The 23612-nt window shown below is 48.7% G+C and carries 20 protein-coding genes; 11 read left to right on the forward strand and 9 right to left on the reverse strand.

Annotation, left to right across the window (positions count from 1 at the left end; translation table 11 throughout):
- Positions 1-524: 524 nt before the first annotated feature.
- Positions 525-1757 (reverse strand): aminopeptidase, encoded by a 1233-nt coding sequence (locus C557_RS0121525; protein WP_018753924.1) that lies wholly within the window; start codon positions 1755-1757, stop codon positions 525-527.
- An 87-nt stretch (positions 1758-1844) separates the two neighbouring features.
- Positions 1845-3224, reverse strand: a complete 1380-nt coding sequence (locus C557_RS0121530; protein ID WP_051082490.1) for a TrkH family potassium uptake protein — start codon at positions 3222-3224, stop codon at positions 1845-1847.
- Between the two features lie 90 nt (positions 3225-3314).
- Here C557_RS0121530 and C557_RS0121535 point away from each other — a divergent pair, with 90 nt between their 5' ends.
- The 7 genes from C557_RS0121535 to C557_RS0121565 all read left to right on the forward strand — a co-directional run bounded on the left by C557_RS0121535 (position 3315) and on the right by C557_RS0121565 (position 7853).
- Complete coding sequence (locus tag C557_RS0121535) at positions 3315-3578, forward strand: hypothetical protein (protein ID WP_018753926.1); 264 nt, start codon at positions 3315-3317, stop codon at positions 3576-3578.
- A 134-nt stretch (positions 3579-3712) separates the two neighbouring features.
- Entirely contained in the window at positions 3713-4798 is a 1086-nt protein-coding gene (locus tag C557_RS0121540; RefSeq protein ID WP_018753927.1) for an AI-2E family transporter, read from the forward strand.
- A gap of 120 nt (positions 4799-4918) precedes the next feature.
- On the forward strand, positions 4919-5386 hold the full coding sequence (locus C557_RS0121545) for a hypothetical protein (protein ID WP_018753928.1): 468 nt from the start codon (positions 4919-4921) through the stop codon (positions 5384-5386).
- A gap of 3 nt (positions 5387-5389) precedes the next feature.
- Positions 5390-5539, forward strand: a complete 150-nt coding sequence (locus tag C557_RS25095; protein ID WP_154656314.1) for a hypothetical protein — start codon at positions 5390-5392, stop codon at positions 5537-5539.
- 60 nt (positions 5540-5599) lie between these two features.
- A complete protein-coding gene (locus tag C557_RS0121555; RefSeq protein WP_018753930.1) occupies positions 5600-6034 on the forward strand; it encodes an Rrf2 family transcriptional regulator in 435 nt (144 codons plus the stop codon).
- Between the two features lie 258 nt (positions 6035-6292).
- Positions 6293-7162 carry a VOC family protein gene (locus C557_RS0121560; protein WP_018753931.1) on the forward strand — a complete coding sequence of 290 codons (870 nt, stop codon included), beginning with the start codon at positions 6293-6295 and terminating at the stop codon, positions 7160-7162.
- 130 nt (positions 7163-7292) lie between these two features.
- The gene (locus C557_RS0121565) at positions 7293-7853 is read left to right on the forward strand and encodes a GNAT family N-acetyltransferase (RefSeq protein WP_018753932.1); all 561 of its coding nucleotides are present in this window, start codon (positions 7293-7295) and stop codon (positions 7851-7853) included.
- A gap of 56 nt (positions 7854-7909) precedes the next feature.
- On the opposite strand, the gene C557_RS0121570 is transcribed toward C557_RS0121565, so the two are convergent.
- The gene (locus tag C557_RS0121570; protein ID WP_018753933.1) at positions 7910-8767 is read right to left on the reverse strand and encodes an SDR family NAD(P)-dependent oxidoreductase; all 858 of its coding nucleotides are present in this window, start codon (positions 8765-8767) and stop codon (positions 7910-7912) included.
- 219 nt (positions 8768-8986) lie between these two features.
- On the opposite strand from C557_RS0121570, the gene C557_RS0121575 reads away from it, so the two are divergent.
- From C557_RS0121575 to C557_RS0121585, 3 genes are all read left to right on the forward strand, one after another.
- Positions 8987-9469 (forward strand): MerR family transcriptional regulator, encoded by a 483-nt coding sequence (locus C557_RS0121575; RefSeq protein WP_018753934.1) that lies wholly within the window; start codon positions 8987-8989, stop codon positions 9467-9469.
- Between the two features lie 103 nt (positions 9470-9572).
- Complete coding sequence (locus C557_RS0121580) at positions 9573-9842, forward strand: ACT domain-containing protein (RefSeq protein ID WP_018753935.1); 270 nt, start codon at positions 9573-9575, stop codon at positions 9840-9842.
- An 18-nt stretch (positions 9843-9860) separates the two neighbouring features.
- Positions 9861-11219, forward strand: coding sequence for a PFL family protein (locus tag C557_RS0121585; RefSeq protein WP_018753936.1), 1359 nt, complete (start codon positions 9861-9863; stop codon positions 11217-11219).
- 193 nt (positions 11220-11412) lie between these two features.
- Here C557_RS0121585 and C557_RS0121590 read toward each other — a convergent pair whose 3' ends face one another.
- The gene (locus C557_RS0121590; RefSeq protein WP_018753937.1) at positions 11413-11592 is read right to left on the reverse strand and encodes a small acid-soluble spore protein H; all 180 of its coding nucleotides are present in this window, start codon (positions 11590-11592) and stop codon (positions 11413-11415) included.
- 328 nt (positions 11593-11920) lie between these two features.
- On the opposite strand from C557_RS0121590, the gene xerS reads away from it, so the two are divergent.
- A complete protein-coding gene (gene xerS / locus C557_RS0121595) occupies positions 11921-13000 on the forward strand; it encodes a tyrosine recombinase XerS (RefSeq protein WP_018753938.1) in 1080 nt (359 codons plus the stop codon).
- A gap of 260 nt (positions 13001-13260) precedes the next feature.
- Here xerS and C557_RS0121600 read toward each other — a convergent pair whose 3' ends face one another.
- The 5 genes from C557_RS0121600 to C557_RS0121620 all read right to left on the reverse strand — a co-directional run bounded on the left by C557_RS0121600 (position 13261) and on the right by C557_RS0121620 (position 23493).
- Complete coding sequence (locus tag C557_RS0121600) at positions 13261-13851, reverse strand: hydrolase (RefSeq protein WP_018753939.1); 591 nt, start codon at positions 13849-13851, stop codon at positions 13261-13263.
- A gap of 12 nt (positions 13852-13863) precedes the next feature.
- Complete coding sequence (locus tag C557_RS0121605) at positions 13864-15087, reverse strand: multidrug efflux MFS transporter (protein WP_018753940.1); 1224 nt, start codon at positions 15085-15087, stop codon at positions 13864-13866.
- Positions 15088-15202: 115 nt separating this feature from the next.
- Complete coding sequence (locus tag C557_RS0121610) at positions 15203-16033, reverse strand: AraC family transcriptional regulator (protein WP_018753941.1); 831 nt, start codon at positions 16031-16033, stop codon at positions 15203-15205.
- A gap of 289 nt (positions 16034-16322) precedes the next feature.
- A complete protein-coding gene (locus tag C557_RS24295; protein WP_205621646.1) occupies positions 16323-20738 on the reverse strand; it encodes an S-layer homology domain-containing protein in 4416 nt (1471 codons plus the stop codon).
- Between the two features lie 190 nt (positions 20739-20928).
- On the reverse strand, positions 20929-23493 hold the full coding sequence (locus C557_RS0121620) for a winged helix-turn-helix domain-containing protein (RefSeq protein ID WP_240473005.1): 2565 nt from the start codon (positions 23491-23493) through the stop codon (positions 20929-20931).
- Positions 23494-23612 lie beyond the last annotated feature (119 nt).

A 23612-nucleotide genomic window follows, 5' to 3' on the forward strand; every position in this document is an offset into this window, starting at 1 on the left:
GACAGGCCTCCCCAGATAAGAACGCCATCTTTCCGCCCGTGCCTGCCCAAGTCTACGGCTACAGCCCTTGGCAGCTTTGGATTTCGTCATGTATTGGTGACTCATCCGACTGCGACCGCCTCCAATTGGATTCGTGTACCTCAGGCCGTGCTTTTGCCTCCGGCTTCCTTCAGATTCCACCTCACGGTGGACACCCTTGCCCTTGGCTAACGGTAGGCGCTTGCCAGCCCCCGCTCGGGACTTTCACCCTAGAGATGACGCCCATGCTGGGCGTACAAGAAAAAAGGGGTCCCAGGACAATCCAAGGACTCCTTTTTGTTCTGTTCTGACGAGCTTGCTCATCACGCGTTCCTGATTCAGGGGTAAAATTTGCAGTCTGGCGACGGATGAAGACAGCTCACTCCTGAGGATGGGGAGCTGACGAAGGAAAGCCGTGTGCGAGAAATCAGCATGCACGGTTTGACGGGGAGTCCGGGGGAGTAATCCCCCGTCTTACCCTACTTCGGGGACAATTCTGGCCACTTTTATAATGCCCAGTTACCTTCCCGGAAGATTTGCTCTTCCTTGCCGTCGGCCGTAATGCCAACGATGTCCATCTTGGCCGAGCCAATCATAAAGTCCTCATGCGCCAAGCTGGCGTTCAGTCCACGTTCTGCCAATTCCTCTTGACTCATCTCCTTGCCGCCTTCCAGATTGAAGGCGTAGGCATTGCCGATCGCCAAGTGATTGGAGGCGTTCTCGTCGAATAACGTATTGTAGAACAGGATATCGGACTGGGAGATAGGGGAGTTATGCGGGACCAGCGCTACCTCACCGAGGGACCGTGAGCCCTCGTCCAGTTCAACGAGCTGCTTCAAGACGTCTTGACCGACAGCTGCCTTGTAGTCCACAATACGTCCGTTCTCGAAGGTGAGCGAGAAGCCATCGATAATTGTTCCCCGATAGCTCAGCGGCTTCGTCGCAGTTACAGTACCATTCACTCCTGACTTATGGGGAACTGTGAATACTTCTTCCGTAGGAAGATTAGCAAGGAAGGTGTGCCCTTGTGCGTTATAGCTTTCCGCAGCTACCCACAGATGTCCTTCCGGCAATTCAATGGTCAGATCTGTGCCTGGCGCTATGTAATGAAGCTTCTTATAACGTTTGCTGTTCAAATACTCTGACTTTTTCTTAAGGTTATCAATGTGACGTTTCCAAGCCGCAATCGGGTCCGGCTGATCCAGGCGTACAGTACGGAAAATAGTGTCCCAAAGCGCATTGACGCGATCGGATTCCGCCAAGTCAGGGAATACCTTATCAGCCCATGGCTTGGATGGCATAGCCACAATGGACCAACTGAATTTGTCAGCCATCTGCAATTGGCGATATTCCTTCATCACCTTGCCATAAGCCTTCTGATGGTTAGTCAGGCGCTCAGTAGAAACACCGTTCAGCAGGTCGGGATCAGAGGACATCACGTGCAGCACGGCTGCTCCATTCTTCACATATTCCAGCATTTCTCCCGCATACCATTTTGGCTCGTCCAGGAAGGATTCCTCGGCAGCCAAATCATAACGAAGACGAGTGACCGTGTCATCGCTCCAGTTCACCTTAACAAAGCGAGCACCAACTTCGTAGGCTTGCTTGACGATCAGGCGAACCAGTTCCGCACAATCAATGGAGGCATTGATAATCAGGGTCTGTCCCTTCTGGACATTGACACCTATTTTGACAGCTAATTCTGCATATTTCTCCAGTTTGGTTTGAAAATCGGACATATCGAACTCTCCTCCATACTAATAAAGTTATTGTTCTATCATACACCAATCGAATAACAATTGTAATTCAAGGCATCCTGGCGAAGGTTACCCAATAATAATTTTGCCTTCCGGATACTTTAATAATTCCTTCTTGGATTTAGAAGTGAAGGCGTAGGCTAAGGTCAATGGACCAATTCGTCCAAGGAACATGACGATGCACAGAATAACCTTGCTAATATCGGTCAGGCGCGGCGTCAGATCAAGGCTCAGTCCTGCCGTGGCGAAGGCCGAGGTCGTCTCGAACAACAGGGCCAGGAAGGAGCGGTCCTCCAGCGCGGACAGAGTCATGGCAACGAAGACCACCAGGAAGGTCGCGAGCCAGGTTTGGGTGATCGCTTTGATAATTGAGCCCTTGGACAAGCGTTGACGGAAGAAGACGATATCCTCCTTGCCTCGGATCATGGCATACATGGCACCCAGTAAAATGGCGAACACGGTAACCTTGATTCCTCCTCCGGTAGAGCCGGGAGCAGCTCCGATGAACATCAGAAGAATCAGGAGGAATTGGCTGGACTGCTCCATATTAGCGATGGTTACCGTACTGACGCCTCCTGATCTTGAACTGACAGAATGAAAAAGACTGGCAAACACACGGTCCATCCAGTTCATTGTTCCAAAAGTATCAGGATTGCCGTCCTCGTTAAGCAACAGGAGCAGGGCTCCAACCACTGTCAGGATGACCGACATCGTTAAGACCACTTTGGTATGCAGGGCCAGACGCCGGGTACGCCGATACCCCAGCAGGTCTGAAATGACGATAAAGCCGATCCCGCCAAGAAAAATCAAAACCATAACGACAATATTCACATACGGATCGCCAGCATACTCGGCCAGACCACTAAAGGGGCCATGAATTTTGCCAAACAGATCAAATCCGCCGTTATTAAAGATGGAAATACTATGGAAGATACCATAATAGAACGCTTGTCCCACTGGCATATCATAGGAGAATCTGGCGGCAAGCAGCAGCGCTCCCACCGCTTCAATGGTCAGGGAGTAAGCGAGTATGCGCAGGATCAATTGCAGCAGACCACCCATCTGATGGTAATTCAGGGCCTCCTGAAGCAGCAATCGATCTCGCAGGGAGATACGGCGGTTGAAGGCCAAGAGAATTAACGTGCCTATGGTTGTGAAGCCGAGTCCTCCGATCTGCACCAACAGCAAGATAACGATCTGTCCGAACAAGCTGAAATGCGTTCCCGTATCAACGACGGTCAGTCCCGTAACACAGGTGGCTGAAGTAGCGGTAAAGAACGCATCAATCAGGTCGAGCTTTCGTCCTCCCACTGAAGCAGGGGGAAGCGACAACAGGAATGCGCCAATGATAATCATAAGGGCAAAACCAAAGGTTAATACTTTGGCAGGAGTGAGCAACGATTTTTGGGGTTTTGGCAAGGGTAATCCACCTCTGTATAAGTTCTGCATATTGATATTGACATAAAACATGGTACGATATTGCAATAAGAATGTACATGCCAAAAAGTTATTCACCACATAAAGGGGTTGCTAATTTTTATGAAAGAACTACATATTGTAAGCGCACAAATGGAACGGCAGGAAGACGGAAGCTATATGGGCAAGACTATATTTGAGGTCGAAGGCCACAAGGTGAGCTACGAAATCTCTTTCTTCAGCAAGCGGGGCCATGATTGGGACTACAGTCTCCATTATGCTGCAGAGCCTGGTATCGAGGAGCAGCTTCTTGACGTTGATGCCAAGATCGAGCAGGAGGATGTGTGGTTCGATACCTTGCTGGATGCCGCTTGGGATACTTTATGAGCAACAGTGATAGTAAAGTGATTTTTCGTCTGATTTTTGCGTAACTGATTTCTTCAACTGATATAGCGGACATCACCGCCAGTAAGCCCGTTCCCAGATGTTTAAATTCAAGAAGGAGGGAGGGGAGAAGCAACATGCTGCAACACCCATTTTACCGTACATCACTTGGAATAATTATGCTGCTGACCATGATCTATTTGTTGTCAAAGGTCAGCTTTATTTTCAACCCATTAGTCACGTTGTTCAGCATTCTGATCGTTCCAATCACCATCTCGGGATTTCTGTATTATTTACTGCGACCCATCGTGCAGTTTCTGGATGGGAAGAAGCTGAATCGGGTGTTGTCCATCCTGCTGATCTATTTATTGTTCACGGGCGTGGTGACGGTATTCCTGATCGTGGTCTGGCCACCGCTGCAAAATCAGATTATCGAGTTCATGAACAACGTGCCCAAGCTGATGAGCAGCCTGCAAAAGCAGCTGACTGATTTCCGTGAGAATGCTTATTTCTCTATGGTAGCCAGTGAAAGCAGTCCGGAGCTGATCAACAAAATTACGCAGCATCTAAATTCAGCGGTGGAAGCCATCTCCGGATACCTATCACACTTTTTCACTTTTTTGAATGATTTTGTCATTGTAGTAGGTACGGTGCCGATTTTCCTGTATTACATGCTTAAGGAGGATGAACGAGTCACCCCGGCCTTAATACGTATGCTGCCCGCCAAGTACCGCACGGATGGGAGCAGTGTCATTCATGATATTGATAATATGCTTAAGGGTTTCATTGCCGGACGTATGATTAGTGCGGTCGTACTCGCCTTGATGAGCTTTATCGGGTTCTGGCTGATTGGATTGCCTTATCCACTGCTGCTGGCGATCGTGGGAGCGCTTTTTAATTTCATTCCTTATTTCGGTGCGCTACTGGGAGCCATTCCCTGTGTCATTGTGGCCTTTACGGTGACACCGTCCATGGTGATCTGGGTCATTGCTATTGTGGTGATAGCCCAGCAGGTGGAGGGAAATCTTATCTCGCCATATATTTATGGCAAGACAATCAACATCCATCCGCTTACGACAATAATCCTGCTATTGGTAGCGGGAGATTTTGCCGGCATCTTGGGAATGCTCCTGGCAATTCCGGTCTATATGATTCTCAAAATCGTGGTGCTTAGAGCGCACAAGGCTTATTTTGCCTCCAAAATTGAAAAACTACCGGAGTAAAGGCCTACATCGTTAGTATCACCTTAATGAAAGCGTGATTAAAATCATATCTCCAGCCCCTGCAATTGGGCGATGATTAACCTACATTAAGTTATTTAATACGCTCGGGGGATGATATGCATGGCAGTTAATGCCAAAGGCGGGAAGTTTTTTTACGCATGGAGCAAAGTGCTTCCTGACGGATCGTTTTACCTTCCGGATCAAGCCCTACATGAGTACCATATTAACCCGGATTCCAACATTATTTTAATGACAGGGCGAAATACGGTCAGAGGTTTTAGCGTGGTATGCAAGGAGTTGATTGCAAACTCGCCGCTGGCTTCTATTTTTGCCAGTATGCCTGAGCTCCAACAGTTCACGATCCCCGAAGGGGAGACTATCACATTCAAGGAACGCACCTTCTGCTGGGTATATCTAAATAGCAGTCATTACTTTACACTGCCTCTGCACACCTGGAAGCAATTTGGCTTAAAGCCAGGGGATAAACTCCTCAGCTTGCGGGCAACACATCTGGCCTTCAATAATTTATCTGAAGGTCCGTATATTGAGCAAGCTAAGCAACTTCGCGATATTCATGTGTATGGATGATGATTGAGCAACAATGATCAGAGAGGTTATGTTTCTGCGCCGCCGCGCCGATGTGAAATGACTGAGCAGGAAGCGGAGTTAAGCCGCCAGGCCGTAATTGCTGTGTACGGTTTTGGCGGCTTCTTTCTGCGCTTGCCTTTAGAAGCCTATTGACATTACCCTGCATATGTAACTAATATTGTTACAAGGAAGTGGAAAGGGGGAGGTGCTGTTATGACAATCAGCTCCAGATTTTCAGTTGCCATCCATATTTTGTCCTTGCTTGAATTTAACAAGGAAGGTGTAAGCACCTCAGAATTTATTTCCGGTAGTGTGAATACCAATCCGGTTGTGATTCGCCGCATTATGGGTATGCTAAATAAAGCGGGACTGGTGGAAGTACGAGCTGGCGTAGCCGGAACCAAGCTATCGCGCGAGCTGGGGGACATTACACTGCTAGATGTTTATCGCGCGGTGCATGTAGTGGAAGAGGATGGCCTGTTTGCAGTACATGACCGCCCTAATCCCAATTGTCCGGTAGGGCGTAACATTCAGGCTTCCATCGAACCCATTTTCTCTTCGGCACAGAAGGCCATGGAGAAGACACTCGCGGCTGTGACGCTTCAGGATATTGTAGATGACCTATCTTCTAAAATCAAAGTCATATAGCGCAAGCTTGTTCTAAAAATGTCCCGTTTCGTTCCGGGACATTTTTTTGTAGAATTGACGGGGGCGGCAATGCAATTAGTGATTGACATATAGCCAACCTGTAACTATACTGATTACAATAAGATGTTGTAACTATATAGGTTACATGATCAACACACTAAAATGTACACCACGATCGATTAGATTATTGAAAATCAATGGATCTTCGGCTTGGGTAGCCATGCCATATTGTAGTTACTTAGAAGGAGGCGCTTCATGATGTCTTATCCACTACCTATTCATCCTGCTGCTCAAATTGGTATTGTACGCTTGAAGGTTAGAGATTTGCAGAAATCACTCCAATTTTACCGTGAGACGGTTGGTTTCCAAGTATTAAAACAGTATGATCAAACGGCTGAGCTTACTGCGGATGGTAAACAATCGCTATTGATTCTGGATGCGAACCCCGAATATCGGGTCCTGCGCGAAATGTCGGTATCCGGCTTGTACCATTTTGCTATTCTGCTGCCGGATCGTGTGTCCTTGGGACTGGCCCTGCGGAACTTGATCAAGCACCAAGTCCCGGTGGGGCAAGGGGATCATTTGGTCAGTGAAGCCTTGTATCTCAACGATCCGGACGGAAACGGGATCGAGATCTATGCAGACCGTCCACGCGAGACGTGGCAAAAGGATAGCAGCGGGGGATACATCATGACCACCGACCCAGTGGATGTAGACAGCCTGCTGACCATTTCTGAATCGGCAGCATGGAACGGACTGCCTGCCGGAACACGGATCGGGCATGTTCACTTCCATGTTGGAGACTTGCTGCAGGCGGAGCAATTTTATACCCGGGTGCTTGGCTTTGAAGTGACTGCCCATTACGGCAAGTCGGCACTGTTCGTTTCTGCCGGCGGCTATCACCATCATATAGGCCTTAATTTGTGGGCCGGGGCGGGGGCGCCTCCAGCACCTGAGGATGCGGTTGGCATTCGCTACTTCACAACAACGCTGCCGGATACTTCTGCACTGGAGGCGGTCATCAGCCGTCTGGAGGAAGCTAACGTCCCTTATGAGCGGGAGCTAAGTGGCATTTCCCTGCATGACCCATTTGGCATTGGCATCAAGCTTGAGGTTGTTGCCGCCTGATAGGCCTTGCTTTACTATAAGTACACACAGGCTCTTACCAACTCGGATACAATGGTTGGCCCTTTCTTTCGTCCGGTTCCTTCCTCTATAATGGACTTAGCAAAAGTCTACGGAGAAAGGACGGACCGTTATGAAACTGTTCCCTCAGCTTGAGACAGAGCGTTTTATTCTCAGAAAGCTAACTTCGGAAGACGCCGCAGACCTATTTCAATACTTCTCGACGGACGAAGTAACTAAATACTATGATCTGGAACGATTTGTAGAGCTCCGGCAGGCGGAGGAGCTGATTCAGACCTGGAACAGCCGTTATACCGAGCGCAGAGGCTATCGGTGGGCGATTATTGCCAAATCCAAGAGCAGTCGGGTAATCGGCACTTGTGGATTTCATAACTGGTCCGAGACGCATCTGAAGGCCGAGGTCGGTTATGAGCTTGACCCCGCTTATTGGGGACAGGGCGTCATGAGCGAGGTGCTGCAAGAGGTGTTGCGTTTCGGGTTTGAGGATCGTGGATTGCACCGGGTAGAAGCATTTATTGATCCGGATAATATCCGGTCCCGCTATCTGCTGGAGAAGGTGGGCTTCTTCGAGGAAGGTTATCTGAAGGAGTGCTTTTTCGAGAAAAATCAGTTCGTGGATGCCGTTCTATTCGCTTTACTTAAGAAGCAATATCAAGACAGGCTGCAACGTTAGGCAAATCAAAGAGCTTTGTCCTTGACCTTCTCAGGCCGGGGACAAAGCTCTTTTTGTCATACATGAACTTTGCGGAATTCCTCCAGATAAATTTGTTCGACTTGTTCGAGCACGGGTTGGGCTAAAGCCCTGAAGGGAAGCGACTGAATCTTTCCTTTGTTCACAAATACACCTGTCTTGCCACGATGTTCCCCTAAGGCACCTTCAAGCAGCAAGCTGGCTCCATGCGTCGGGGGTGCGAAAAAATAGCGCATAATCGGCTCCAGCCAGATGGGCAGTCCGGACTTCTTGCCTTTGCGGAGCGTGTTATTGCTTCCTGGGTCTATGCTGCGAATCAGAATGCCTTCCTTGGCCAGCAAGGGTGCTACGGCTTCCGTCCATAGTGATAGCCCCAACTTGGAGGCTGCGTAAGGTCCCAACAATTTGCGGAACTTCTTCGGACGCTGCAATTGTTCAAGATCGAAGGATTTAATCATATTAAGGGCCGTAGAGGAGGTGTTAATGACGGTTTTAAGATTTCCCTTCAGCAGAAGTTCCTTGAGATCCATGGTAATGATATACGGCACAACGGTCATGAGCTCATAGTGTGTCTCCCGGCCCTGCGGGGTATAGGTGAGCTCGGGGAAGCTTCGTCCAGCATTATTAAAAAGCACGTCGATGAACGGCTCCTTTTCCCGAACCTTTTGCAGGGCATATCTTAAACTGTGATAATCAGCCAAATCGCCCACAGTGTAAATACGAAACTGCCCGTTATGAATGGCTTGCTGCAGTAGCATGTCGCCAGATGGCACCGCGGATCGATTTAAGGCAATGACCTGCCAGCCTTCATTGAGTAACTTCCTAGTTAATTCCAGTCCGATGCCCGAACTGGCCCCCGTAATCAGAGCTACTTGTTCCTTTGTATTTCTAAGCATGTGTATCCCTCCCATGTAATTGAGCAGCATCGTATGGCTGTCAATAGGGAACAGTGTAGATGTTGGAGTCGGCTCCAAGTCAAGCAGCCACATTCACGTACGAATATTTTTTTAGATTGCTTGACCTGGAGTTAACTCCAGGTTATATAATGACTTCAAGCAAACGGTTCGGAATAAGAATAGGCTTTGACTTAACAAACTAAGGGAGGAATAGGGGCTATGAGTATGACTTATGCGGACACTGAGGTATTTTCCATCAAGCAAGCGGCCGAACGAACAGGCCTTTCTGAGGATACGATTCGCTATTATGAGAAGATTTCATTGCTGCCACGCGCCAAGCGGAAGGAAAATGGCCACCGGATTTACTATACAAAGGATATCGAGACACTTAAGCTGATCGGCTGCCTGAAGAAGACGGGAATGCCCTTGGAGGAGATGCGTCCCTTCCTGCAAGTGTCTATTGATGCGGACCCTGGAGATTATCCCGAACTGGTGGATTTTATGAAAATGCACCGTGAGCATATTGTCGAGCAGATTGCTTCGTTGCAGCAAGTGGTGGACTTTATTGACCTTAAGCTTGTGCAAGGGAGTTACCGTCAGGAGTGTGCGGTCGAAGACCCTGGGGCTCATTTAGAACCTGCTGGGCAGAAATCCAAACGCAAAAGTGTATCTCCCTTAGAGATGGGTTATTTTCCACAGTGAACCTCGTTATTGAACAATTCCTCGACTTTTGCCATAATAAGCGAAATAGACACTCGCCTGATAAGCTAGCGGCAGGGTTGAAACTTAAAGGAGGAAGGCTTCGGTGAAGGGAATCATTACGGTACTGGGCAAGGACAAGGTGGGGATTATCGCAAGGGTATGCACGTACCTGGCGGATAGCGGCGTCAACATTCTGGACATCTCGCAGACGATTGTTCAAGGGTATTTCAACATGATGATGATCGTGGATATCTCGGCGGCATCCAAGGAATTTGAACGACTGGTAGAGGAACTGCAGGGACTGGGCGAAGCCATTGGCGTAGAAATCAAGCTTCAGCATGAGGATATCTTCAATACGATGCACCGGATCTGAGAAAGGGGAGAGAACAGCATGATTTCACGCGTAGAGGTACAGGAAACGAATACCATGATCCGGGAAATGAATCTGGATGTGCGGACGATTACGATGGGCATTAGCCTGATGGATTGCGCGCATGAGGATATGAGCGTATTCAATCAGAAAGTATATGATAAAATTACCCGCAGTGCCGAGCACTTGGTAAAGACTGGGGAGGATTTGGAGAAGCAATTTGGTGTGCCAATCGTGAACAAGCGAATCTCGGTGACTCCGATCTCCATCGCCGCAGGCGGGCTCAAGACCGATACATATGTCCCAGTAGCCGAAGCGCTGGATAGAGCGGCCAAGCAGGTGGGCGTCAACTTTATCGGTGGGTTCTCGGCTCTGGTACAAAAAGGCTTTACGCAAGGGGATCGCATCCTGATCGACAGCATTCCTGAAGCGTTGGCCATTACGGAGCGGGTATGCTCGTCGGTCAACGTAGGCTCCTCACGCAGCGGCATCAATATGGATGCGGTCAAGCGCATGGGCGAAATCATCATACAGACGGCTGAGCGGACTGCAGACCTGGGATCAATCGGTTGCGCGAAGCTGGTGGTGTTCTGTAATGCGGTAGAGGATAACCCGTTTATGGCCGGAGCCTTCCATGGCGTTGGAGAACGGGAATGCGTCATCAATGTAGGGGTTAGCGGCCCTGGTGTAGTGAAGCGGGCATTGGAGGATGTGAAGGGCAAGGATTTTGAGACCCTTTGCGAAACGATCAAGCGCACGGCTTTCAAGGTGACCCGGGTCGGACAACTTGTGGCCCAGGAGGCCTCCAAGCGGCTTGGCGTACCCTTTGGGATTATCGATTTATCCCTTGCGCCAACGCCGGAGGTTGGAGATTCCATTGCTGAAATCTTTCAGGAAATGGGGCTGGAGGAAGCGGGAGCACCTGGCACTACCGCGGCACTGGCTATACTGAATGATAATGTGAAAAAGGGCGGAGTGATGGCTTCTTCCTATGTAGGTGGGCTTAGTGGCGCCTTCATCCCCGTTAGCGAGGACCACGGCATGATTGAAGCGGTGCAGCGCGGCGCGTTGACGCTTGAGAAGCTCGAAGCTATGACCTGTGTTTGCTCTGTAGGTCTGGATATGATCGCTATTCCGGGGAGTACGAGCAGCGCCACTATTTCCGGCATTATTGCTGACGAAGCAGCTATCGGAATGGTGAATAACAAAACGACCGCCGTGCGGATTATCCCGGTCATTGGCAAGGATGTTGGCGAGATCGTTGAATTTGGCGGTTTGCTCGGATATGCACCGATCATGCCGGTGAACAGCTTCAATTGTGCACCGTTCATCCAGCGTGGCGGTCGTATTCCGGCACCAATTCACAGCTTCAAGAACTAGGCGGACAAATGATGAAGAAAACGATCGGACTGCTCGCTCATGTGGATGGTGGCAAGACGGCCTGCGGCACAGAACAATCAGAAGAATAATTAAATACAATAATTGAACATAATAAATGTTATGTTAACTTTAATTCGGAGGAGTTAATCTAACGATAAAAGGAGGGATGCCGCTGAGCATCACCTCCTTTTGTTTATAGCTCGTGTAGCTGAGAAAGAGCTACTTCTTGTTCATTCTCAGGTTGACCTAGCGGATAGATCCGTGCGGTTTTATTTTGCTCGTCAACATGCTGAATATAGATTGGAACTCCGTCACAGGTCACTTCCACCATGGTAGGGGAAGCGACAATGTCTTTGGCGCGCTGGCTATTCATGGATTCATTCCTCCAAAGTTGTATTGTATCCAAGCTTAGGTTATCCGGCCCAATCAAGCTCTATGCGCTTTCTGGCGTGTTCTAATCAAGTTCGATGAATCATGATTAGTGAAGAAAATAAAATGTATGGCCAACGGCATGATAATGGGCGGATTTTAGAAAATGGATGGCTGGGATTAATTGAAGTGAAGTCGTGAGTCGTGACCGAAGTTAATAGTTGGAGGGGTGATAATTAGTTAATTACTCTATATTTATTATTACGTAAAATATTAATTTGACGAATAATTATATGACAATTATAATGGAAGTATCCGGAGGTGTGCATTTTATGGATAAAGCCGCTAAAGCGCATTATATGAGCCGTATTGATGATAAGCTGATTGATTTGCCTTGGTATGTAAATGAATACATCGATACGCGCAAGCGAAAATTATCGCATACTACGCTGTTGAATTATTGCCACGACTTTATTATTTTTTTCGATTGGCTGGTGGCCGAGAAGTTTGTTGCCCCTACTCGCACAGACGTGGAGCTATCCGTACTGGAGAAGCTGACGGTCCGTGAAATCGAGAGCTTCCTTACTTACCTGGAATATCAATTGAATAATTCCAAATATACGATCAACCGCAAGCTATCGGCGTTGAAGTCACTATTTGATTATTTGCAAAATAAAGCTGAAACCGAAGACCTAAAGCCTTATCTCACGCGAAATGTGATGGCCAAAATTGAATTTAATACCATAAAGGAAAGCCAGGAAACCATCGCTAACCGTATTGAAGGCAAAATTCTTCGATCAGATGATTTTGAACTGTTCCGGCAGTTTGTTGCTTATGATTTTGGTGTTCAGAACCGGGATAATAAGCGGCTAGCTGGATTTCATGAATTCAACCGGGAACGTGACACGGCCATCGTCTCATTGATCCTTGGCTCCGGACTGCGGTTATCGGAGGTTGCCGGAATTAACCTTGAGGACCTGGATATGAATAAAGGCCAGGTACGTGTCATTCGTAAAGGTAACAAGGAGCAATACGTTTATTTCAGTCAGCAGGCCTTGGCCGATCTGAATGATTATTTAATGATCCGCGAGCACCGGTATAAACCGGAGAAATCAGAAACATATTTGTTTATGGCAGCACCGATTGGGCGCAAAGGTAAAAGTCGAAGATTGACGCCGCGGGCCATTGAGAAGCTGATCGAGAAATATGCTGCGGCATTTGGAAAGCCGGCACTGACTGTGCATTCCTTGCGACATTCCTTTGCGACCAGATACCATCAGGAGAACAATGATGTGCCACGGCTGAAGAACCAATTGGGCCATGCCTCTATCCAAACCACGATGATCTACACACATCTGACTGATGAAGAGATGAGAACGGCCGTGAACAATATGGATCAGATCAAAGAATAGAAAGTGCTGGACTAAAAAGTGGAATGGAGTAAACAGCTATAAAAAGACTCTATAAGTAGAGATCCATCTCATTTTATTTAAAACTTTTTCACAAAACCCGTATTTTGTACATATATATAGCAAAGAATGCTGACTTGTATGTTGTGCTCTTGTTGTTGATTGACCCAAAACTCCCCCGTTTACTATGAGTGGAGATTTGGGTCACCACCTTTTCCTCCTCTATTACTTTAAGCGCTTGGGACAACCTGTTCCGGTTTATTTTATTTCAAAGCCGAAACGACTTCATCCGTAGTCCGGATTTTGCCGATCCGCGGAAAAATATATTTGCATACAAACTCATGTTCTTCACGCGTTGACGCGGTCATGGCATTTTCGACGAAAATTTGTTGATACCCGTGCTGGAACGCCTCTCTGGCCGTCGTGTCCACACCGATGGAGGTGGAAATCCCGCACAGCACGATCGTATCGATGCCGCGGCGCCGCAGCTGCAGGTCCAAATCCGTGCCGTAGAACGCGCCCCACTGCCGCTTGGTAATGACATGGGCGTTTTTTACGTCGGCCAATTCCGGTACGATGATGTCCCAGCCTTCGGGATATCGCCCGATACCGAGCTGCTGATCGGTTTGCGGCTTCAGCGCATCTTTGCCGTCCGGGGACGATGAAACGCGGACTAGCGCAACAAACCCGCCTTTTTCCGCAAACACGTTCGCCAGTTTGCTGGCGTTTTGAATGACCTGACCGCTCGTATAAGGAGCGACTTGACGCCCGGAGCTGGCGATCCCCTGCTGCAAGTCGATCACGACCAGCGCGGTTTTCCCGATTTCAATATCCCTCGCCTTCAAATCCATCATGATTCTGCTCTCCTATTCATTTGTTTGCTTTCGCATAACGCTTGCCTGCGCCTTGTTCATTTTCCGGTACACCTTAAAATAGACCCAAACCGCGTTCGCCAGCAGCAAAGCGCTGGTTGTGAAGAATACATATTTAACGCCGAGCCAGCCCGCCACCTGCCCGCCCATCACCGAACCGGCGAAAACGCCCAAATACCCGGCCGACATGCTGAAGCCGAACACGCGCCCCGTCAGGGCGTCCGGCGTAATTTTTTTGATCAGCGTATTGATCGACGGACTCAGCCCTGCCGCCGCAATCCCCAGCAAAAAACGCAGCCCCGTTAGCTGCCAAGCGTTCGTAACGAAAGCTTGCGGGATAAACACGATGCCTGCGGCCAGCAGCGCGACCAGCATCACTTTATGGGTTCCCACTTGATCGGACAGCTTGCCGAGCCGAGGTGCGGCCAAAATATTGGCCAACCCCGAGGCCGAAAAAGCGATTCCGGCGATCAACGCGACATGGCTTGCCCCTTGGGAAAGCTGGTCGACATATACGGTGATGACCGGTTCCACGGAATACATGGCCACGCTCAAGACGAAAAAGGTAACGAACAAAGTCACCGTCAAGCTTTTCTCGGGAATCGCGCTCCAAATTTCTTTCATTCCCGGTACTTTGGCCTCCGTCCGCTTAAAATTTTCCTTCACGAACAACACTGTCGTCGCAAAAGCGACCAACATCAGCGCGCCGGTGAGAAAAAAATCGTTTTGCATTCCGAAGTTTTCCCCAATAAACCCTCCGATCGTCGGCCCCAGTAAGGAACCGGCGATGTTGGCCGTGGACAACGTGCCTAAAGCAAAACCCGCATGTTCTTTGTCCGTTTGGGTGGCGATCAGCGTTGTGCAGGCAGTGCTATACCCCGTGATCACCCCTTGCAGCATCCTTAATCCGATCAGGACGTGCACATTCGGCGCAAACCCCATGCAGCCGATCACGATGGCCATCCCCAGGCTAGCCCGCAGCAGCATCGGCTTGCGCCCGTATTTATCCGCGGCCAGTCCCCAAATCGGTGAAAAAATTGCCGACACGATAAACGTGATTCCGAACGCGAGTCCGGAATATTGCGCGACCGCTCCTGGATCATCGACCCCAAGCTGCCGGATGTAAAGCGGCAAAATCGGCGCGATCTGGCTCATGCCGATCCCCGTCACGAACATGCCGAACCAGCACACGAGCAAATTTCTTTTCCAAATCGGCATACAGCAAAGCCTTCCTTCTGTTAAAACCCGTGAAAGTTATATGTCTGCGCATGCGCAATGAACAATATTGTAGGAATATATTAACTGAAAGAAAGGCATTACACCATGTATAATATTAAATTCCATGGACAATTTTGCTGTGAAATTCGGAAGGACTGATCCCTTCCATTCGCTTAAAAATCCGGCTGAAATAAAACTCATCCGCAAATCCAAGCTCCACGGCGACTTCTTTTACTTTTTTGTCTCCCTCGGCAAGCAGTTCCTTGGCTTTGTCCACCTTGATTTTGTTGAAATATTCGATGACCGAGTATCCCGTCGTGTTCTTGAACGCCCTGGACAGGTAATACGTGGACAAATGGACCAGTTCCGCCAACTCCGCCAAAGCCACGCGCTGCCCGATATGCTGGTGCATGTATTCAATCACTTTCTCGATCTTTAAGCTGACGGCGTGATTTTCGTTTTGCTTCAGTCGAAGCTGCAAAATTTCGAACAGCAGATGCTGAAGGTACGCCTTCGCGATCAGCTCGTACCCAGGCTGCTTGGCATACCAGCTCTCCACCAGCTTTTTGAACGTATCGGCGGTTTGATAGCCGTTTCTAAGGGGCTGCGCCTCTTGCAGCGGAAGCGGATTCGCTTCGCCCCCGACCGACCAGGTGCCGTCATCGAAGCGGATATCTGCATAGCTGAAATGCACCGTGAAGCAGCATATCGGATCGCGGGCATCGTTCTCGAACGTGTGCAGAACATCGGGACGGATATAATACAGTATGCCCTCCTGCACCGTATGACTTCGGTTATCCACAGTTATGCGGCCGGTTCCTCCGGTCACCAAAACCAGCTCGTGGTGCTGAAGGGTTCGCGTGATGCGGGTCCACGGCTTCCTAGGATCGTTCGGATGCCTCCTGTTGCAATAATGAATATGGAAAAAAAGGTTTTTTAGATTCATGGCTCCTCCTTGCTCTGCCGACACATTATATAAAGATCTTATCATACTTCAATGACCTGCTTCTGTCACTGCGGCCAGAGCTGGTCATCCCGCCGTCCTACTCCATTTGATTCTGGAAACCCGTATGATATAGAACGGTTTATCAGCAAGTGCAGGAAGCACACGGATTCGACGGAACTCACACCCACTATTTTGAATGATTTGGTGAGGATTCTGCCCTTTACGGCAATCGGTACAAGTTTTTATCCTTGGCTCGGGACAAGAACTTGTACCGATAAAACGACACTCGTTAATTGAAGCCTTTTGTCTCCATGGAGCGCCAAATCACGGTAATCGCTTCTGCGCGGCTAGCATGAGATTTAGGTTTTATCATGTCGTTTGGATAACCCTTCATGATTCCATGATCTGCTGCAATCATCATCGCTTCCCGTGCCCAAGCCGCAATCTTATCCTGATCGGCAAAAGTCTTGCTGGCAAGCGCCTGGTCCAATTGAAAAGCTTGAACCACCATTTGTGCCATTTCTTCACGCGTAATGAAATTGTCGGGACCAAAGGTAACCGAATCGTATCCTTGAATGATTCCGTAAGAATACGCTGTTGAAATGGCTTGCCTCGCCCAATGATCCGTTGTATCGGCGAAGTCCTTATTACCTTTACTAGTGAGACCCAATGCATGCACCAGGATTGCGGCGAATTCTGCTCGGCTAATCGTACGGTCAGGTCTGAAGCTTCCGTCTGTATAGCCGTTTACAACGCCTTTTTCTGCAAGATTCTCAATGGTCATTTGTGACCAATGACCTTTCACATCGGTAAATGAAACACCAATTTCAGCTGGCACCGTCGTTCTCGCGAAGATCGCAAATGAAGTAAAGTGGTCGGTTGTACCACTTATAATCCCCTCTCCCCAGTCAATGTTGACGTTATCCAGCGCCCCCCATTCCTTCGTATCTGCATTAAACTGACGGAGTTGGAGCTCATGACTGCCTTCTTGTATAGCATTGACGTCAAATTTCAAGCTGATGGTTACGTCTTGATCGAATTTTCCAGATACATTTCTCTTAAACTCAACAACTTTACTAGCTAATCGTTCTCCTGCAGATAGGGGAAATTCATCATCATCTGGAAGTGTTAGATTTATGGATAAATAGAATGGCCTCTTCAGCGCTTTAGCAGGGATGAGAATCTGTCCCCCCTCAAAAGCAATGGTTCTTCCTTCCAAGCCTACAAAAAAGGTGTTGCTCGGCAGTGAATATACATTACTACCGTTAGTGCGACTTCCATCGCTTGTTTCACTCGTCTTCTGGGTTGTCAGACGATACCGGCTGGACGTGATATTAACCGCATTACCTGTTTGGTCTTGTGCTCTTACATGCAAGTACCAATCACCGTCAACACCACTTTTCCCAAGCGTGGCCTCGTTCACAAATGGTCTCCAGCCTGTAGCGGGCATGGACGAATCGGTCGTCCAGTGAAACTCCAGCGAGGCTTTATCTATGCTGCTTCCTGAATCAATGACCGTTACCCTCGGTGTTGCCGATGTTGCCTGCATGTCACTTCCATTAGGATGAATCGTAATCGATGGCGGCGTTTTGTCGATTCTCACCGTAATGTCCAGGAATAACGTATTGTCCGCTTGATCGGACGCCTCAAACCGAATGTTAGTTTCGCCTTCATTTGATATTTCAATGGGGGCTTTGTTGTTGTAAACTTGGGAGGTCCCCCCATTCAGAGTGTAGGTCAGATTGGCGATTTTACTGACTCCCGACTCGGCATAGACGCTCAAGGTTACGCTTGACCTAGTCCATTCCCCGCTCGTATATTCACTTCCGTCCGCCTTCACCAGTGCAGGCGTCAATGTTATTCCCGTTGTGCTGATGCAGACTGTGCGTCGTTCAATCGATTCATTACCCGCTGTATCGACGGCTTTGAACGAGATGCTATGAACACCTTCTTCGCGTAGGACGATATCAGATAAATAAGGGCTCCATGATAATCCGTTGTTAAGTGAATACGTGATTGAAGTGACGCCAGACTCGTCAGAGGCTTCTGCACTTACATTAACCGTTTGATTGCTCCATGTGCGATCAATATACTCCATTCCATCGGCCGTGGTCATCGTAATGGTGATGGATGGCGGTGTATGGTCAACAGGACGACTCAGATTGTCGACGATCCGATCCCTTAGATTGAGCAAGGCATTGTTTGCGTGATCGGAAATGCTTCCAGATTGTTTGTCGTAAGATAGAAAAACTTGTTGGTCTTCTTCAATTGCTTCATCTAATTCAAAGACAAGCGTATGAGTTCCCGATCCGTTCACCAGAGCAATAGTAGCAGGCTTCCCGTTCGCTGTAATTGTAATTCCCCCGACATCAATAAGGCTGACTTCTTCATCAAAGGTCACGATGACGTTGTTCGGATGCTCACGTTCGATCTTCGCACTGGAGACGGTTGGTGGAGCAACGTCCCAATCCAGGCTAGCTGCAATTCCTTGTAAAACAGGAAACATGGCTCCCTCCTGTAACCCCCATATTCCGTTGAAGTCCCACTCAGTGCCGTAGAGCGCATGCTGTTTCATTTCCGACGTCACCCGCGGTTCACCTTTACCAGTATCGGATTGCCCAGTCGTTTCCTTATTATAGAAGCTCGCGGTAACCGTGCCGAATTCCCGGCCGACCAGGCCGCCGACTTCGCTGCTGCCGGTTACACCGCCGACAGCATAAGTGGTCCTGATGTCGCCGATATTCCTTCCCACGAGTCCACCAACATCGGAACGACCGAAGGCGGAACCGATTGCATACGAATCATTGATCTTGCCGCTCTCATTCCGCCCCACGAGGCCTCCGACAAAATCCATTCCGGTAGTATTCCCGGCGGCGAAGGACAGGTTAACTTGGCTATTCATATCATGAAGTCCGATCAATCCGCCCACATTGAATTGACCATCAACTTGACCCGTGGCGTACGCCTTATTTACCTGACCCGCATTCAAGCCGATCAATCCACCGATGTGGCTGATTCCGCTAACACTCCCGGTAGTATACACAGCCCCAGTAACACTTCCTATGCTGCTCCTTCCGACCAGGCCGCCGACTTCGTTCATTCCATTGACCGTAGCAGTCGAACTAGAACTGCCGATCATTCCGTCGTTATTCCCGACCAGACCACCTGTCTTATCTCCTCCGGTAACATTCCCTGTAACCTGGACCTTCATAATCTGACTGCTGGGGCCGTTTCGTCCTGACAGCATGCCTGTCTGAAGGCCACCGGTGACATCCCCGTTCTTTAATTGAATATCTCGAACCTCACCGTTAGAAATATGACCAAACAAACCGACACTCAACAAACTGCTCCTGTTAATATACAGGCCCGAAATATCATATCCATGGCCGTCGAGCGTACCTGTGAACGGAGTGCTGTCATTACCGATAGGTTCAAAGCCGAAGCCGAAACCGTTCCCTGCACTCGTCGCCCACATATCGGAGCGGCTGTTGTCAGTGAACGTCGTGTCGAAATCAATATCTTGCGTCAGTGTGTAATTCGCTGACAAATCCATAGCCATCAGTTGCAGTTGATGCGAGTTCCCAATTGCGGACGACCATTCGGAACGAAGGAATGGTCGCGTCGAGTCCTCGACCATAAACCAGTCATTGTTGAAATCCCAACCTGAATAGCTCGATTGAGTTAGTGCCTGCGCAGTAGTAAGGCTGCTCGCGGTACAAGATCCATATGTATCGTATCCACAGGCGTTAGCCAAGCCGACAGTATCAGCATCCCAGAAACTGTCGCTAAAAGTTCCGCTGTTACTCCCAACAAGACCGCCCACAACATGATCGCTCCCGTTGACCCTGCCAGTGGCGTATGACTGAATAATCGATCCATGGCCCGAGCTGCCCGCAAGACCGCCGACAGCACTCCCGCCATGGACAGCTCCCGTGGCATATGACTGGCTAATGAGGGCAGAAATATTATAACCAACCAGTCCGCCGACGTGTTCAGCGCTGCCGCTGACGGCACCCGTCGCGTATGACCGGAGTATTTCGCCACCTTCATTATCCCCTACTAACCCCCCGACTATAGAGGTGCCACTGATCGTACCCACAGCGTAGGAATCACTCACCGTCCCGTCATTACGCCCTGCTAAACCACCGACATAATTGGTGCCGGCGACGGTACTCGTAGAGTAAGAGGAGGTTATTGTACCGTGAATGCCATTGTATCCTACCACCCCTCCGACGATGCCCATCTGGCTTCTAACCGTTCCGGTAAAGTAGGAATGTTCAATGGTTCCAGTATTGCGACCTGCAAGCCCACCTACATGGTTGTTTCCAATGATCAAACCTCCTTCGAGGGCGATGTTGTCTATCACCCCGTTGGAGCCTACCATCCCGAATAGACCAACAATGTCCATCTTGGGCTGATGAATGGTCAGATTGCGGATGACATGTCCAGCCCCATCGAAGACACCGGTGAACGGGCTATTCCCGTTTCCGACGTTGCCGATAGGTAAAAAGCCAGTCCCGTTACTCCAATTTGCTGTCTCCGAAGCATCGATATCCGCTCCGAGCTTGTAATGAGCGTTCAAATCATTACGTACGGCGTTTAATTGACTTAATGTTGTAATGACGTAAGGATTGTTCGCCGTCCCGTTACCGGACATTGCATCATTCGAATTAGCGAACGCTTGAAACGGGATGATGCCTATCACGAGAATTAATGCCATCGAAATACAGAAGATACGTCTCATCTGATCTTTTCTTCCTTTCCTTATTCATTGCCACGTTGAACATTATATTGGATTTTTCGATAGTTTGAATCTAACCCCGGTTATAGGTCCTGTTATACAAAATAAAAAGAGACCCGCCGTTCAGCGAGCCTGCTGTTACAACCTTCCGTGTTTAACCCTGAAACTCTTTACCTCTTTTAATCGCCTCAACTCGGTTTTTTACCTGCAGCTTGCTGTAAATTCGATTGATATGCGCCTTCAAGGTCCCCATTCCGATGCCCAGTGTTTCAACGATTGCCGGATTGTCCATCCCTTCCTCCATATAGCGAAATATCGTATATTCTCGTGGTGTCAGAAGCTTTTCTAATGTTGCTTTGCCTTGTAACTGAGATTCGGCTGTTCCTCCGAAAGCGGACAATATTCTCCGCACATAGGCAAGTGAAGGCGCATTTTTATCTCGAATATTCCCTTTTTGACGATGTTGGACATATTCCGCCAGCAGCTCTGCTACCAGATGGCCTTTATCAACAAACACACGGATATAATCATCGGGTTTCGCAAATGTAAGCGCCTCTTCCAGCTTCAGCAGCGCTTGTTGCGGCTTATTCCTCACCTGCAGCAGCATCGCCTGGAGCACTTGGAGCTCCAAGGCGTCCATCGGACGATGACCTTTTATCGCGATTTGCAGCAATCTCTCAGATAATGCCCATGCCTCCTGACTGTTGCCTGTCTCCATCAACACTCTAACGAGGAAGATATAGACGAATAGCTGATATACGGATACCGGATCATCCGAGGAGACCTTGTAGCGATCCTTCCATTCTATAGCTGCAGATAAGTCTCCTGATTCCACTCGCAGACGAGCTATTTCGATATCGAGCAAGATGGGGGCCTCCTTAGCACCATCCTCAATCGCCCTTCTATAGGCTTCTTCCAGCCATTTTTCGGCTTGACTGATGTCCTGCCTGGATTTGCTGATACGTGACATGAAAAGACTCGCGGGAACGTATACCTTCTCTGGTTGATAATGCGCCTGACTCGTGCCTTGTAGGCCCAGCTTCAAGTAAGCCTCTGCCTGCTCCAACTCGTTGCGTTCGTAGAGTAATTCACCATAACAAACAACGACCGAATCCTGCAGGCCCATTGGCTTCATGAACTCAATCATGCTCAAAAAGAAGGTATCCGATAGGCCCCGAGGCAAATGTTGGCCGCGCTTGCCATTGTATGACCTGTATATAGAAGGAGATAGTGGCATATGAGGAGATGCAAAGATCAGATCCGTTCCTGTAGGACTATGCTGGAGAGACAGATGAATATACTCCAGTCCTTTTTTCATATCCATGTCATATTGGGTTGCTTTAAAATTCCTTACATAATACAAATATCCCAAAAAGCGATTATTCTCTTCCGAGCTCCAGTTCACTGAGGAAGCAGCATAATGCTTTTCTGCTAGCTGTAAATACCGTTCCGACAGCTCCAGCTCCTGGGACCACAATAACGAAAAAATGTACGAAAAAAAGAGGTAAGGATACTGCATAAGCAGTTCCTCGGGAATCGCCGACAACCAAACCTTCATGGTCGAGAATTCCCTGCGAACCATCAAACTTCTCATCTGTTCTAGCAGACGTATCGCTTCCGAATGATAGGCTCCGGCCAAGTAGTAATCTATCGCTTCTTCGAGCAGTCCCTGCGATTCACACCAGGCTGCAGCCGATTGGAAGAGTACATTTGTCTTCGCAGGATCAAGGCGTCGCTGCTGCTTCAGTAAAAACTCGCCGAATACATGGTGAAATCGGAACCAGTCCCCGTTCTCATCCAGCGGGATGAGGAACATGTTTCGTTTTTCCAGCTCTGCCATCATCTGTGCACCATGTTCGCCAGCTACAACCTTACAAAGCTGCTCGTTCATTCGCTGTAAAATCGAGACGTTCAACAGAAACTGCCTTATTGGCTCGTCCAACGATTCAAACACTTCCTCGAATAAATACAGTTCGACGCGTTCCGGGTTTAAATGTACATACTTGAAAGCTCCCATCCACTCATCATCATGAATAGACAACGAGATCAGCCTAAGTCCTGTCACCCAGCCTTCGGTTTGAGATTGGATTCGTTCAATCTGCTCTCTTTGCAGTTCTCTCTTCTCAACGTGTTGGAAGAAACCCACCGTCTCCTGCAAATTGAAACACAGCTGCCGAGTATGAATTTCCTGGATCCAGTCCCGACTAATCCATCTCGACTTGAGAAATCCATGGATGCTTCGACTTGAGAAATAAAGATGCACGTGGGGAGGCAAATACTCCAGAAAATAAGAAACGGACGCCTGGATATCCGTATTATGTATGACATGCCAGTCATCCAATATCAGAATAATCGGATCATTCAGGCGGTTCAATTCATTTAAGAGAACAACCATAAATGGCTCGTATTGGCCCGGGCTTAGCATTACGTTCGAGGCACAAACGGAGTCTGACAACCTGCCGATTGCCTGTTCGATCGCTTTCATCAAGTAGTTCCAAAATCGGATGAGGTCATTATCCTTGTCATCCAGCGATAACCACCCGACGGGTAGGTCCAGCTGTCTGGCCCAATCACTGACCAGCGTTGTTTTCCCGTATCCGGCAGGAGCCGTCACAAAGGTCGCCCTGCGGTTAAGTCCCGCATTCAATAGTGCAAGCAGCCGGGGACGAGGCACCGATTGATCAAGGGACTGGGGTAGCTTCAATTTAGTTAGAAGCAAGAATTGGTCTTCCTCTCTCTCTTGTATCATGCAGCCTCTTTTCGTTAGCCTCTCTGGGCTGTATCCTTGGATTTGTCAATTATCTCTAAAATTTAGATTATCTTAGTTTAAGAAGTTTT

The organism is Paenibacillus sanguinis 2301083 = DSM 16941 (assembly GCF_000374825.1).
In the GTDB taxonomy this organism is placed as follows: domain Bacteria; phylum Bacillota; class Bacilli; order Paenibacillales; family Paenibacillaceae; genus Fontibacillus; species Fontibacillus sanguinis.

Coding starts and splice junctions, on each gene's coding strand:
- C557_RS0121525 (WP_018753924.1), bottom strand. CDS start 1,757: ATGTCCGATTTTCAAACCAAACTGGAGAAATATGCAGAATTAGCTGTC.
- C557_RS0121530 (WP_051082490.1), bottom strand. CDS start 3,224: ATGCAGAACTTATACAGAGGTGGATTACCCTTGCCAAAACCCCAAAAA.
- C557_RS0121535 (WP_018753926.1), top strand. CDS start 3,315: ATGAAAGAACTACATATTGTAAGCGCACAAATGGAACGGCAGGAAGAC.
- C557_RS0121540 (WP_018753927.1), top strand. CDS start 3,713: ATGCTGCAACACCCATTTTACCGTACATCACTTGGAATAATTATGCTG.
- C557_RS0121545 (WP_018753928.1), top strand. CDS start 4,919: ATGGCAGTTAATGCCAAAGGCGGGAAGTTTTTTTACGCATGGAGCAAA.
- C557_RS0121555 (WP_018753930.1), top strand. CDS start 5,600: ATGACAATCAGCTCCAGATTTTCAGTTGCCATCCATATTTTGTCCTTG.
- C557_RS0121560 (WP_018753931.1), top strand. CDS start 6,293: ATGTCTTATCCACTACCTATTCATCCTGCTGCTCAAATTGGTATTGTA.
- C557_RS0121565 (WP_018753932.1), top strand. CDS start 7,293: ATGAAACTGTTCCCTCAGCTTGAGACAGAGCGTTTTATTCTCAGAAAG.
- C557_RS0121570 (WP_018753933.1), bottom strand. CDS start 8,767: ATGCTTAGAAATACAAAGGAACAAGTAGCTCTGATTACGGGGGCCAGT.
- C557_RS0121575 (WP_018753934.1), top strand. CDS start 8,987: ATGAGTATGACTTATGCGGACACTGAGGTATTTTCCATCAAGCAAGCG.
- C557_RS0121585 (WP_018753936.1), top strand. CDS start 9,861: ATGATTTCACGCGTAGAGGTACAGGAAACGAATACCATGATCCGGGAA.
- C557_RS0121590 (WP_018753937.1), bottom strand. CDS start 11,592: ATGAATAGCCAGCGCGCCAAAGACATTGTCGCTTCCCCTACCATGGTG.
- xerS (WP_018753938.1), top strand. CDS start 11,921: ATGGATAAAGCCGCTAAAGCGCATTATATGAGCCGTATTGATGATAAG.
- C557_RS0121600 (WP_018753939.1), bottom strand. CDS start 13,851: ATGATGGATTTGAAGGCGAGGGATATTGAAATCGGGAAAACCGCGCTG.
- C557_RS0121605 (WP_018753940.1), bottom strand. CDS start 15,087: ATGCCGATTTGGAAAAGAAATTTGCTCGTGTGCTGGTTCGGCATGTTC.
- C557_RS0121610 (WP_018753941.1), bottom strand. CDS start 16,033: ATGAATCTAAAAAACCTTTTTTTCCATATTCATTATTGCAACAGGAGG.